Here is a 12,711-nt window from a genome sequence, read left to right on the forward strand (position 1 = left end):
GGGTGGGTATCTGTTCCGAGTACGGCGCAGGCACAGCCAGCCATACCCTCTCGAGGTGGAGGTGCCGAGCTGCCTGGCCCTGGCTCCATACCTGCCACACCGTCGTAGCGGTTGCCAGGGCCGCGGCCGCACCACGGCGTGTGGCTCCCATACTGTTCAGCTTCTGGCGTCCATTCGGAGCCGGGGCGGCAACCAATGAGTGTGAACCTGCCGTTGGCGTACGGTTACATCCGGTTGGATCTTGCCGGATGTGAGTTGATCACCTGCGAGCAGCGGTTGCAGGCCTTCGCTCGCGAACGTGGATACCAACTCGCGGCCGTCTTCCAAGAACGGGCGCCGCAGAACGCGACATTGCCGCAAGCATTCATAGATCTGATAGATGAGTGTCGCCGCGCAGAGGCACACATAGTGTTCACGCTGTGCGGGCACCTGACAGGGATGGCGACGCCGCGTATGTGCCTGCTCGATGTGATGGCCGCTCGCGGCCACGCACACGTATGCGAGTTGCCGGCGTGAAGGGCCACCGAAGCCATAAGCATCGCCTATCGGTGTCCGCCCAATAAGACCCCATCGACGGCAATACTCACCACTTGCGTCACGAACCGGCCGAGAGCCTCCGGACCGTGCGTGTCAATCCTCCGGCGTATCGGTGAAGCGCTGGAGGTAGAGCTGCTCGCCCAGGGCCTCGACGAGGCCGAGTTCGGTCTCCAAGTAGTCGACGTGCTTCTCCTCGTCCTCCAGGATCTCCTCGAAGATCCGAGCCGAGGTCATGTCGCCACGCGAACGCATGAGCTCGACGCCACCGCGGAGCCGGGTGACTGCCTCCATCTCGATCTGCAAATCGGCTGCTAACTGCTCGGGAACGGTCTGGCCGATGCGCAACGGATTGAGCTTTTGGTAGTTGGGCAGCCCGTCTAGGAACAGGATCCGATCGGTCAGTTTTTCCGCGTGCTTCATCTCGTCGATCGACTCGTACCGAGTGTGCTTGGCCAACTTGGCATAGCCCCAGTTTTCCTGCATCTTGGCGTGGAGGAAGTACTGGTTGATCGCGGTGAGTTCAGCAGTCAACTGCTCATTGAGCAGCGCCACAACGTCCTTGTCGCCTTCCATCCGAACATGGTGGCATGAAGGGTCCCGCGATACACCTTCCCCGAAGGACGTGTCTGAAAGTTCAGGCTGCCGGGGACTCGGCCCCTTGATGAAGCTGGGATAGACGGCCGGAGACCTCCGAGGGCGACAACGGGAGGCCGGCGATCGCATCCATTGTCAACTGGGCGCCGCAGTGCGCTTCACGGAGCAAACCAGCAAGGCGACCCGTGCAGGAGCCGCAGCCCGGCCTCCAGTCGCAGGCCTCTTTGACATGCTTGGTCGAGTACGCGCCTGCTGCAACGCAACTCCGCACGTCGTCCTCGGTGACGCCGTTGCAAATACACACGTACACGGTAGCCTCGCATAATTCGGTGGAATCTCTAGAACTAGCTTAGCCTCACCTAATCCAGTTGGAAAGTGCTATTGCGGCCCAGCTCATTGACCGACTGGTTCGGGTTCGGGTTCGGGATCGGGCAGATGGGTTTGCGAGCGAGTTCGCTCAGCTCGAGGCAAGCAGCCCATTGCGAGTGTTTAGCGTTTGGACCCGCACGCCGCGGACCCTGACCGACGAGATGACGACGATGCCGCCACAGATCCGCCAATGCAGGCCGTCGCCCGACTGCCATCCCAAGGCGTCCCCGACGAACCTGTCGACCACTCGACCGTCGACATCGACGGAGCGAATATCGAATACAGAGCTCTGCCTGCCCGAATGACGCGGTGGCAGGACCGGCGCCAGCGGAAGGCTCGAGACGCCCTTGGCAACGCGACCCGGCCCGGCGTGCCCGTCTGGCATCGGCGGAATAACCGGAATGATTCTGGCCTCAGCCATGCCCACCCCCGGCGCACAGCGAGCAACCGGCGAGCCGCCCGATCGCCAACTCGTTTCGCGGACAGCGTATTAGCACGTGAACAGCAGCAAGTTCGCTGCAGTAAAGTGTTTGAATGCCTGAACAAGCGCATCCCACACCCGTGGTGCGTGTCGGAGCGGCCGTTACCCCCGACCTCCTGTTGCTCGCCGCACAGCTGTGCTTTGCCCTGTACTCCACGTCCCGATCGATGACTGCGGCCTACCGGCCCTTCCTCGACGCGATGGGGGTGACCTACCCGCAGTACCTCGCGCTACTCGCGCTGTGGGAGCGACCCGCCATGACGATGAAGGAACTCGGCGAACAACTTCGCCTGGACTATGGCACCGTCTCGCCGCTCATCCAGCGGCTACAGGCCCACGGTTTGGTCGAAAGCGTCCGCAGCGCACAGGACCGCCGTGCCGTCGAACTGCGCGCCACCGAGGCAGGCCAGGCGCTGCAACTCCAGGCCGAAGCGATGATCGAGACCGTCCTCGCCGCCGTGGACTACCCGCTGGAACGAATCATCGCGCTGCGCGACCAGGTCAATGAGCTGGGCGGACGACTCGACACCATCGTCACCGAGCGCCCGGAGCGGTAGGCAGGGCAAGCGCGTGCCCGCGCCGATCGACTCCGCTCAGGCAATCGAGGACCTGGGGCCTGGCGTTGGACTACCGGAGGTTCGGTGGACCACGCGTGTGTAGCCAGGGCGCCGGTGCTCAGCAAATTCCAGCCGCGTTCGGTGCTGATGTCGGCCAGACGCAGCGTCAACATTAGGTCGACCAGCTTCGACTGGGCGTAGGACCGTTCGGGCTGTAGCGGCGTTCGTGTTGCAGATCGTCGAAATGGATGCGGCCGTAGAACGCGGTGCCGCCGCTTATCGTCGCGACCCGCGGTTACTCCGTCCGGCGTAGTAGCGGCAGCAGCAACATGGTCAGTGCGAACGGACCTAGGAAGTTGCTGCGGGTGGCGGCGCGGTGGGTCGATAGTCTGGTTTTGCGGATCTTTCTGGCCGGCGCGACCGGCGTTATCGGAACACGGCTGCTGCCCCTGTTGGTTGCGGCGGGGCATGAGGTGGCGGGCATGACCCGTTCGCCGGACAAGGCCGAGCAGGTGCGCGCGGCGGGCGCGCAGCCGGTTGTCTGCGACGTCTACGACCTGGCCGCACTGACCGCCGCAGTCGTCGACTTCCGCCCCGACCTGGTGATGCACCAGCTCACCGATCTGCCCGACGACGCCGCGCTGCTGGCGGAACTCGCGGGCGCGAACGCGCGGATCCGCACCGAGGGGACGCAGAATCTGCTGGCCGCCGCGCGGGCTGCCGGAGCGAAAAGGTTTCTCGCGCAGAGCATTGCGTGGGAGCCGGCCGGGCGTGGCGAGGCGATTCGCGACCACGAGGCGGCAGTGTTGGGCGTCGAAGGGGTGGTCGTGAAGTACGGCCAGTTCTATGGTCTGGGAACGTATTACGAGGCGGAGTTGCCCGCTGAGCCGCGGGTGCATGTCAATGATGCTGCTGCCCGCACCATGGAGTTGCTCGAGGCGGACAGCGGGGTAGTGGTGATCGCCGATCGGTGAGCGCTGGTGTCGCGGACACTTTCAGCGTAAATGCACAGGAATCTGTTGTGCGGAGGTGAAAGTGTCCACGGCGGCCAGATAGCCACTCGGCATCCCGACTTATTGCGTGGCACGCAGCTTCGCCGCATGCTCATAATCTCGCTGCCAGTCCGACCCGGTCGGCGCGAGAATGACCCGCTCGACCCCGGCGGCCGCGTAGGCGGACACCTGCTGCGCGGCCTGCGCGAAATCGGCCGACAACGACGGGGCGACAACGGTTATCGCGGGCGTCGGACGGCCGTGCTCGGCGGCGAGCTCACCCAATTCGGCGATCTCTCCGACCAGCTGATCGGGACCCGTCTGCAGGGTGATCCACCCGTCACCGTAAGCGGCCGCGCGGCGGCGGGCCCGATTCCCGTTGCCCGCCACCAACACCGGCGGCATCGCCGCACCCGGAGACAGCGTCACCTCGAGTCCGTCCGCCAATGTCGTCGACTGTCCGGTGACGAGACCGGGCAGCACCCGCAATGCCTCGTCGGTCCGCCGACCCCGGTCCTCGAACGACATTCCGGCGGCCCGCCACCCGACATCCCCATGCGCCGGATTCCCGGTCCCGACACCGAGCATGACCCGATTCCCGGACACATACTGCAGCGTGCTGATCTGCTTGGCCGCCCACGCCGTCGGCCGCAATGCCAGCAGCATCACGTTGAACCCGATCCGAACCCGATCGGTCACCGCCGCCGCCGTAGCCAGCGTGACGGTGCTGTCCAACATCGGCGCACTCGCAATGAGATGGTCGGTAGACCACACCGATTCGAGCCCCACCTCTTCCGCAAATCGTGCACTCGCCCGCACATCCCCCAGGATCGGGTGCTGCGGATCAGGCGTGGAAGTAGGCAAGATTACGCCAATCTCAATGGTCACTGATCATCCTCTCGTGTTGGCTTCGACGCCAGGCGAGTGTGCTGAGCGCTCCAATGGTTGGATTGCTCAGCCTTATGTCTGAAGCGCTCAGGGTGTTCCGGTCCAGCCAGTTCTGTCGTCGCCGGTCCTGGCGGAATACGCTTGCTTCGCTGCGGAATTCGCGTCCGTCGATCTCGGCGATCGTACGCGATCGCTGATCGATGAAAACGCAGATATACGGGCCGACCGGGTGATTGGCCAGATGCCCAGGTGGTGTCGCGTGAGCGTACGGGCGAACAGTTGCTCTGGTTCTGACGCTGCGAACAAGGCTGCCTCGGACAGTTTCCGGAGTTCAGGTGAACCGTGCGTTTAGGCGGACACTTTCGCCCCACAGCGTCAGGAATCGCGCGTCCCTGGGCGAAAGTGTCCATTGAGGCCGGTCAGCGCCGACGTAGCTGAATCCGCAGACCGTCCTTCGGGCGGGGGAGTGACGTTCTGTCCCAGTGCATTTCGTAGCCAGGGGCGATGGTCCACTCGAACTGTAGGAGCAGTTGGTGCATGAAGGCTTTGACCTGCATGCCTCCGAAGTATTGGCCGATGCATTTGTGGGCGCCCGCGCCGAAAGGGACCCAGGCGTGTTTGTGGACTCTGTCTTCGCGGCGGGCCTCGGAGAAGCGCTCCGGGTCGAAACGGTCTGGGTCGGGCCAGTATTCGCTCATTTGATGGGTGAACTGCGGCATTACCGTGACGAAGCTGCCCGCGGGGATGAAGTGGCCGAGTATTACGGTGTCCGCGACCGCGGCTCGGGGGATCTGCGGCAACGGGGTCAGTAGGCGCAGGGATTCCTTCATGACGAGGTCGAGGGCGGTCAGCTGTTCCTGGGTGGTGTAGTCCAGCACGGGCGCGCCCAGCGTCGCACTCTCCGCGCGGCAGCGCCGCTGCCACTCGGGGTGTTTGGCGAGGTAGTACATCATCGTGGTCATCGTGATGGTTGTCGTGTCGTGCGCTGCCATCAGCAGGAAGATCATGTGGTTGATCACGTCGTCGTCGGTGAAGCTCTGCCCGTCGTCGGTGCGCGCGTGACACAGCGCGCTGAACAGGTCGTCACCATCTCCGGAGCGCTTGGCGGGCAACTGCTTTCGCAGCATCCGCTCCAGCACCCTGCGCCCTCGCAGCCCGCGCGACCAGCGCAGTCCCGGCATCGGAAAGCGAAGGTAGGCGGTGCCGCCGCGCACGCAGTCGATGAAAGCCTGGTTCACGGAATCGGATTCGGCGCCGAGGGCCGCGCCCATGAAGGTTCTGGTCGCGATGTCGAGGGTGACCTGTTTGATGGCCGGGTAGCCGCGGAAGGAGTCCGATGCTGCCCAGCCCGCCAGGCCCCGTGTGATGGTCGGATTCATCGCATCGAGGTAGCCGGTCAAGCGGGATCGGGTGAAGGCCTGCATCATGATTCGCTTGTGATGCAGATGTTCCTCGAAATCGAGCAGCATGATGCCGCGCCGGAAGAACGGGCCGATGATGTAGTCCCACGCCGGTCCGCTGCCGAATGTCTTGTCGCGGTTGGCCATGGGTATGTCCCACGCGTCCGGACCGAGCAGCACGATTATCTGCCTGCCGAAGGCCGTCGTCCAGGACACCGGCCCGTAGCGCTCGTAACGTTTGCGCGCCCATTCGCGAGGATGATGCAGCATCACATAGCTTTCCCCGATCAGCGGTAGCCCGCCCGCTCCGGCGACGGATTGCAGGCCGCTGCCCTTCGGCGGCGCGGTCGGCGGGCTGCTCAGAAAGGTCGTCATCGGGTTCCTCCACGGCGAGGGCGAAAGCTGACTGTGATCCATGTCAACTTTCGTTAAAGTCTGAACTTGACATGACCGTGTGTCAAGATTGGGATATGGCATCGGTTGTCCGCCCCTTCAGGGGGGTCAGCGCCGAGGATCGGCTGGCGCAGCGGCGCGCCGACCTCATCCACGCAGGCTTCGACGAGGTCGGCACGAACGGCGTCGTGAAGCTGACGATGACGGCCGTCTGCGAGCGCGCCGGACTTACCCAGCGCTACTTCTACGAGCAGTTCAGCAGTCGGGAAGACCTGCTGGTGGCGCTGTTCGACACCATGTTCGACGAGTTCTTCGCGCAGGCGCGCACCGCGGTCGAAGCGGAACCCGAGGACCTGTTCCTGCGTGCCCGTGCCGCCATGGAGGTGTTCGTCGACTACTTCACCGGCGATCCGCGCAAGGCCCGTCTGTTCACCGAGGCGATCGGCAACGAAGTCGTCGCGCCACGCAAAGCCGACTCCGTGCGCAAATTCGCCGAGTACACCGCCGACCAGGCCCAAATCGTGCACGGTACCTTCACCGGCCGCCGCCACACCCGCCTACTGCTCGCCGCCCACATCATCGTCGGCGGCCAGGCGCACGCCGCCGCCCAATGGCTCAGCGGTGGCATCGATCTCCCGCGCGAGGAGTACATCGAGGAACTGGCGCATCTGTACGTCGCGGCGGTCGACGCCGCACGCGACGACGCCGACCATCGCTGAGCCGACCGATGTAATTCTGGCTATCGGGAAGACCTGGATCCGGATCGTCGAATACGTCGGGCAGCGGCCGGAATGGTAGGCCTGCGCCGCGTGGTGGCGCACTCAGCCTCGCTGCTGTGGATGGAGGGCTCGCAGTTGGTCTTGACTCAGGTGTCGCGATGATCGACCTGGACCTGGGTCCGTTCTGTGCGCACGTGTCCTGTCTCGTTGCATGTGAGGCATGATCAGCGCACTGAGCTGCGGTGCCTCAGATATGCGAGACAGCCCGAACTGCACGCCGTCTCACTGATCATGAGGCAAATCGCCGGATCGTCCCAACGATCGGGCCATGAAGACGGCTACGGGTGCTCAATTTGGTGAGACTCTCGCTGGATGCCTCGGGTCCGTGAGCCGTGCCTCACCTTGGATGAGACAGGACAGCACGACGCGTACGAACTCGCCGCCCTGCGGTCCGACCGGGAGCACGGCTTGCGCTGAGCGCGCCCTTTGCGCGGCGTCAGAACCAGGCGTCCTGCATGTCCAAGGTGGTGCGGTCCATCAGCTCCAGCAGGTCCAGTTGGGGTGTGGTCCTGGGGAGTTCGTAGCGGAAGAAGTAGCGGGCTGCGGCGCGCTTGCCCTCGTAGAAGTCGCCGTCGCGACCGTAGGCGGCGAGCGCCTGCTCGAGCCAGATCCAGGCGATCACGACGTGGCCGAATACCTCCAGGTACACACTGGAATTCGCCATGGCCGCGCCGATGTCGCCGGAGCCGAACATCCAGCCGGTGACGGTGAGCAGGCGCTGCCAGACCGCGTCGAGCTGGCCACCGAACTCGGTCCACTCGCCGCTGGCTTCCGTCGCCGCGAGCACGGTCTGTTCGATCTGCGCGGCCAGCAGCCGCAGGCTGGCGCCATCGTGCTGGATTACCTTGCGGCCCAACAGGTCCAGGCCCTGGATGCCGTGGGTGCCCTCGTGGATCGGGTTGAGGCGGTTGTCGCGGTAGTGCTGTTCGACGTCGTATTCGCGGGTGTAGCCGTAGCCGCCGTGCACCTGGATGGCGAGGTTGTTCGCCTCCAGACACCACTGCGAGGGCCAACTCTTGGCGACGCCGGTCAGGATTTCCAGCAGCAACGTGTGCGCGCGCTTGGTATCCGGATCGGTGGCGGTGCGTTCCAGATCGACGAGCCGGTTGCAGTACAGCAGCAAGCCGAGGGCGCCCTCGACATAAGCCTTCTGCGCCAACAGCATTCGCTTGACATCGGCATGCTCGATGATCGGCACCTGCGGCGCGGCCGGGTCCTTGGCGGTGACCGAACGTCCCTGCTTGCGCTGTCTGGCGTAGTCGAGCGATTTGAGATATCCGGTGTAGCCCAACGCCGTTGCGCCGAGGCCGACACCGAGGCGGGCCTCGTTCATCATGTGGAACATGTAGGAAAGCCCACGATGCGGTTCGCCGACGAGATAGCCGACCGCGCCGGGCGCGTCGTCCGGTGTGTGCTTGCCTTCACCGAAATTCAGCACGGTATTGGTGGTTCCGCGGTAGCCCATCTTGTGGTTCAAGCCCGCCAGCACCACATCGTTGCGCGGTCCGAGCGAACCATCCTCCTGCACAAGGAATTTGGGGACAATGAACAGCGAGATGCCCTTGGTGCCCGCCGGTCCGCCTGGGATCTTGGCCAGTACCAGGTGCACGATATTGTCGGTCAGCTCGTGCTCGCCGCCGGAGATCCACATCTTGGAGCCGAAAAGCCGGTAGGTGCTGTCGGATTGCGGTTCGGCGCGGGTGACGATATCGGCAAGCGAGGAACCCGCCTGCGGCTCGGACAGGCACATCGTGCCGGTGAATCGGCCCTCCACCATCGGCTTGACGAAACGGTCGATCTGGTCCGGAGTTCCGTGCGCGGCAAGGAGATTGGCATTGCCGACGGTGAGGAAGAGGTAGCCGGTGGTGCCCACATTGGCCGCCTGGAACCAGCAGAACCCGGCCGCCTCGACGGTGGCGGGCAGTTGCAGGCCACCGATTTCCTCGTCCATCGCGGCGCCGATCAGATTCGCCTTGGTGAACGCCTCGATCGCGGCCTTCACCTCCGGGATGATAGTCACCCGTTCGCCGTCGAAGGTGGGCTCGTTGGCGTCATTGAGCTTGTTGTGCGGCGCGAAATGCCGGGTGGCCAGGTCCTCGCACAGGTCGAGGAAGCCGTCGAAGGTGTCCTTCGAATGCTCGGTGAACCGCGGTAGCGCGGTCAGCCCCTCCACCCGCAGCCATTCGTAGAGCAGGAAATCCAGGTCTCTGCGGGAGATCAACGTCGAGCGCACGGGCACATCCTCTCGCGGTCGCACAGCCGAGGTACGGGCGGACGCGATGCTCGCCCAGGTTGATTTGGTACGTTACTACGTATGTGTCGCGAATTTCTCCCAGGGCTGGGATGACTGCTACCTCGGGCGCCGCCCGGCCCGTCGGTCGGCCCGCCGCCGCGACCCAGGATCAGGTGCTGGCGGCGGCGAGCGCGCAGTTCCTGGCGTCCGAGCGGGTCGATGTGCAGGCCATCGCGGCCGGGCTCGGGCTGTCGCGGGCGACCATCTACCGCTGGTTCGGATCGCGCGACGGCTTGCTCGGCGCGGTGATGGTGGCCGAGTTCAATCGCGTGGTCGAGGAGGCACGCACCCGTAGCACCGGCATCGGCGCGCGGCGGGTGCTGTGGATGCTGGACCGGGTGGCGCGCTGGCTCGCGCGCAGCGAACCGTATCGGTATTTCATCGCCACCGAACGGGCCACCGCCGGCCGGATCATTACCACCAGCGATGGGCCGGTGCAGCCCAGGGTCGTCGCCGCGGTCGCGGAATTGCTCGATGCCGCCGTCGCGGAGGGCTACGAGAACCGGTTGGACACAGCCACTTTCGCCTACGCGCTGGTTCGCCTCATCGAGGCATTTCTGTATCAGGATGCGGTGACGGGCATTCGGGGCGATGTCGGGCGACTCCGTGACGTGCTGGTGGTCATCCTCGGCTTGGAGCCGGAGCCGCACTGAATCACTGCTCCTGGGTGTTCGCCATCACCAGCCTCAGTGTTGACCCACTGCGTGTGGTGAGGCAGCGTCGCCCGCGGATACGGAGCCGCCGACGGCCGTGGCAGTGGCTTTCTCGTCGGCGTCGGCGAACTCCGGCAGCCAGCGCGACAGGACGGGCCGCGGTACGGGCAGCAACTCGGCGAGCCGCGCAACACCCACCTGCCCCACCAGCGCTCGCATCACACTGCTTGAGTCTCCACATAGGGGAGGCAGGAGGGTAGGGGCATGGACGGCGACACGCTCTATTCGATCGGGGTGACGGCCGAGCGGACCGGGCTTTCGGTCAAGACGATTCGGTTCTACTCCGATTCCGGTGTTATGCCGCCGACCACTTACAGTCCCGCCGGTTATCGGCTCTATGACTCCGCGGCGCTTGCTCGATTGCAGTTGGTGCGGACGTTGCGTGAATTGGGAATCCACCTTCCGGCGGTTCGGCAGGTGCTGGATCGGACGAGGTCGGTGCCCGAGGTGGCGGCGTCGCATGCCGAGGCGATCGAAGTCCAGATTCGCACGCTTCGGTTGCGGCGCACGGTGTTACGGGCGATTGCCGAGCGGGACCCTACCCCTGAGGAGATGGAACTCATGCACAAACTCGTCAAGCTCTCCGATGCCGAGCGTCGGCGCCTGATCAGCGACTTTGTCGATGACACGTTCGCGACCGCGGACGCGAACCCGGAGTTCGTCGAGATGATTCGCGCCGCCATGCCGGAGCTGCCCGATGATCCGGAACCTGCGCAAATCCAGGCGTGGGTGGAACTCGGCGAGCTCACCCAGGACCCGGACTTCCGCACGGCGGTGCGGCGCATGGCCGAATACCAAGCGGCGCAACGAGCGGAGGGCGATACCACCGGTCTGCACCACGAATTGACCGAGGTGGTGCGGGACCGGGTCGGCGCCGCGGTGGCGTCGGATGTCGCCCCGGATTCGGCGGCGGCTCAGTCCATCGTCGCGGAGCTCGCGGCACGGTATGCCGAGACCTTCGGCCGACCCGATGACGCGGAACTGCGCCGCTGGCTGCTGACTCGCCTCGAAGTCGCGGGAGATATTCGGGCCGAACGGTATTGGCAGCTGCTTGCCGTCATCAACGGCTGGCCCGCCCTGCCGAGTCTGGCACTGGTGTTCGCCTGGTTCAGCGCAGCGCTACGCGCAACCGACTGACCGAGCTAGGGCGGACCCGATCGCCTGATCTCAATGGAACAGCTTGACCAGGTTCACGATCAGGCGATCGACGCCGTAGGCGAACGGCGCGGCGACCCACAGCCAGGAAAAGATCAGCAGCGGAATACGCTGGGCCGGGGCGGCCTCGGTCCGGTTGGGTTGGTTCATGCTGGTTCTCCCTCTGCGACGGGGGTCGGTGCGACGACGGTCGGCGCGACGACCGGCCGGTGGTACTTCGCCGCGACCGGGCGAATCAGTTCGTTGGCGACGAAGCCGACGCACAGCAGTGCGATCATGATGGCAAACGAGGGCCCGTAGAGCGCCGACCCGGTCTTACCGTGCTGCTGGCCGGAGTCCGCGATGGCGTTGACGATCAAGGGCCCGGCGACGCCCGCTACCGACCAGGCAGTGAGCAGTCGACCATGGATCGCGCCGACCTGGTACGTCCCGAACAGATCCTTGAGATACGCCGGAGCCGTCGCGAATCCGCCACCGTAGAAGGACAGGACCACCATGGCGCCGAGGATGAAGACCGGCTTATTCGTCTGGCCAACCGACCAGACCAGCACATAGGCGAGCGCACCGACGCCGAGATAGATCCGGTACATGTTCTTGCGGCCGATCAGGTCCGACAGCGAGGACCAGCCGATGCGCCCGCCCATGTTCGCCGCCGAGAGCACCGCGACGAAGCCCGCCGAAGCGGCGGCCGTCACGGGAGTCGAGGTGTTTTTGAAGAAGTCCACCGCCATCGGCGCTGCCTTCTCCAGGATGCCGATGCCTGCGGTGACGTTGAAACACAGCACGATCCAGAGCAGCCAGAATTGCGGGGTGCGGATAGCGTCCTTCGCGGCGACGTCGTTGCCGCTGATCAGCTTGGTGACTTTCGCCGATGGCTCCCAGCCCGCTGGCCGCCAACCGGGCGGCGGCACCCGCACGAGCAGCACGCCTACCGACATGAACACCGCGTAGGTCAGGCCCATGACCAGGAAGGTCGCAGCGATGCCGGTATGGTCCATACCGAAATCCGTGAGCAGCTCGGTTGCCCACGGCGACGCGATCAGCGCGCCGCCGCCGAAGCCCATGATGGCGAACCCGGTCGCCATGCCTGGCCGGTCGGGAAACCAGCGCATCAGCGTGGAGACCGGTGAGATATAGCCGATGCCGAGCCCGATCCCACCGACGAACCCGTACCCGAGGACGATGAGCCAATATGCGCCGACCACCGCGCCGAGCGCGGAGATCAGCAGGCCGGACGAGAAGCACACCAGGGAAACCGTCATCGCCCAGCGCGGACCGCGGCGTTCGACGAGGGTGCCGCCGAATGCTGCCGACAGGCCGAGCATCACGATGGCGAGCTGGAACGGCAGCGCGCTGCCGGTACCCGAGACGTGCATCGCCTTTTCCAGCGGCGGCTTGAAGACGCTCCATGCGTACGCCTGCCCGATGGCGAGGTGGATGGACAACGCGGCGGGCGGAACCAGCCAGCGGCTCCAACCCGGTGGTGCGATGATGCGGGAATACCCCACGGACTTGACTTCGGTTGCTGCGGTCATGCTGAGATCTCCACGTGTAGCAGTG

At 65.0% G+C, this 12,711-nt stretch carries 14 protein-coding genes; 6 read left to right on the forward strand and 8 right to left on the reverse strand.

Going from position 1 to position 12,711, the window contains the following annotated elements; genetic code table 11:
• The first annotated feature begins 195 nt into the window (after window positions 1–195).
• On the forward strand, window positions 196–516 hold the full coding sequence (locus ACV7NQ_RS33260) for a hypothetical protein (protein WP_463363169.1): 321 nt from the start codon (window positions 196–198) through the stop codon (window positions 514–516).
• A 114-nt stretch (window positions 517–630) separates the two neighbouring features.
• Here ACV7NQ_RS33260 and bfr read toward each other — a convergent pair whose 3' ends face one another.
• Window positions 631–1,110: a bacterioferritin gene (gene bfr, locus ACV7NQ_RS33265; protein ID WP_463363170.1), complete on the reverse strand. Its 480-nt coding sequence runs from the start codon at window positions 1,108–1,110 to the stop codon at window positions 631–633.
• Between the two features lie 61 nt (window positions 1,111–1,171).
• Window positions 1,172–1,441, reverse strand: a complete 270-nt coding sequence (locus tag ACV7NQ_RS33270) for a (2Fe-2S)-binding protein (protein WP_463363171.1) — start codon at window positions 1,439–1,441, stop codon at window positions 1,172–1,174.
• 593 nt (window positions 1,442–2,034) lie between these two features.
• Here ACV7NQ_RS33270 and ACV7NQ_RS33275 point away from each other — a divergent pair.
• Both ACV7NQ_RS33275 and ACV7NQ_RS33280 read left to right on the forward strand, forming a co-directional pair.
• Window positions 2,035–2,538, forward strand: a complete 504-nt coding sequence (locus ACV7NQ_RS33275; protein ID WP_463363172.1) for a MarR family winged helix-turn-helix transcriptional regulator — start codon at window positions 2,035–2,037, stop codon at window positions 2,536–2,538.
• A 365-nt stretch (window positions 2,539–2,903) separates the two neighbouring features.
• Window positions 2,904–3,512, forward strand: a complete 609-nt coding sequence (locus ACV7NQ_RS33280) for an NAD-dependent epimerase/dehydratase family protein (protein ID WP_463363173.1) — start codon at window positions 2,904–2,906, stop codon at window positions 3,510–3,512.
• 99 nt (window positions 3,513–3,611) lie between these two features.
• On the opposite strand, the gene ACV7NQ_RS33285 is transcribed toward ACV7NQ_RS33280, so the two are convergent.
• Both ACV7NQ_RS33285 and ACV7NQ_RS33290 read right to left on the reverse strand, forming a co-directional pair.
• Entirely contained in the window at window positions 3,612–4,418 is an 807-nt protein-coding gene (locus ACV7NQ_RS33285) for an LLM class flavin-dependent oxidoreductase (protein WP_463363174.1), read from the reverse strand.
• 419 nt (window positions 4,419–4,837) lie between these two features.
• On the reverse strand, window positions 4,838–6,193 hold the full coding sequence (locus ACV7NQ_RS33290) for a cytochrome P450 (RefSeq protein ID WP_463363175.1): 1,356 nt from the start codon (window positions 6,191–6,193) through the stop codon (window positions 4,838–4,840).
• A 95-nt stretch (window positions 6,194–6,288) separates the two neighbouring features.
• On the opposite strand from ACV7NQ_RS33290, the gene ACV7NQ_RS33295 reads away from it, so the two are divergent.
• Entirely contained in the window at window positions 6,289–6,930 is a 642-nt protein-coding gene (locus ACV7NQ_RS33295) for a TetR/AcrR family transcriptional regulator (protein WP_463363176.1), read from the forward strand.
• A gap of 496 nt (window positions 6,931–7,426) precedes the next feature.
• On the opposite strand, the gene ACV7NQ_RS33300 is transcribed toward ACV7NQ_RS33295, so the two are convergent.
• Window positions 7,427–9,223 carry an acyl-CoA dehydrogenase gene (locus ACV7NQ_RS33300; protein WP_463363177.1) on the reverse strand — a complete coding sequence of 599 codons (1,797 nt, stop codon included), beginning with the start codon at window positions 9,221–9,223 and terminating at the stop codon, window positions 7,427–7,429.
• A gap of 110 nt (window positions 9,224–9,333) precedes the next feature.
• Here ACV7NQ_RS33300 and ACV7NQ_RS33305 point away from each other — a divergent pair, with 110 nt between their 5' ends.
• Entirely contained in the window at window positions 9,334–9,936 is a 603-nt protein-coding gene (locus tag ACV7NQ_RS33305) for a QsdR family transcriptional regulator (protein WP_463363178.1), read from the forward strand.
• A 33-nt stretch (window positions 9,937–9,969) separates the two neighbouring features.
• On the opposite strand, the gene ACV7NQ_RS33310 is transcribed toward ACV7NQ_RS33305, so the two are convergent.
• Complete coding sequence (locus ACV7NQ_RS33310; RefSeq protein WP_463363179.1) at window positions 9,970–10,155, reverse strand: hypothetical protein; 186 nt, start codon at window positions 10,153–10,155, stop codon at window positions 9,970–9,972.
• Between the two features lie 45 nt (window positions 10,156–10,200).
• Between ACV7NQ_RS33310 and ACV7NQ_RS33315 the strand changes: the two genes are divergently transcribed.
• Window positions 10,201–11,133 carry a MerR family transcriptional regulator gene (locus tag ACV7NQ_RS33315; RefSeq protein WP_463363180.1) on the forward strand — a complete coding sequence of 311 codons (933 nt, stop codon included), beginning with the start codon at window positions 10,201–10,203 and terminating at the stop codon, window positions 11,131–11,133.
• A 30-nt stretch (window positions 11,134–11,163) separates the two neighbouring features.
• Here ACV7NQ_RS33315 and ACV7NQ_RS33320 read toward each other — a convergent pair whose 3' ends face one another.
• A complete protein-coding gene (locus tag ACV7NQ_RS33320; protein ID WP_463363181.1) occupies window positions 11,164–11,301 on the reverse strand; it encodes an MFS transporter small subunit in 138 nt (45 codons plus the stop codon).
• Window positions 11,298–12,686, reverse strand: a complete 1,389-nt coding sequence (locus ACV7NQ_RS33325; RefSeq protein WP_463363182.1) for an L-lactate MFS transporter — start codon at window positions 12,684–12,686, stop codon at window positions 11,298–11,300. Before ACV7NQ_RS33325 ends, ACV7NQ_RS33320 begins: the two co-directional genes overlap by 4 nt.
• Window positions 12,687–12,711 lie beyond the last annotated feature (25 nt).

It is taken from the genome of Nocardia sp. Tas62D01 (genome assembly GCF_055232035.1).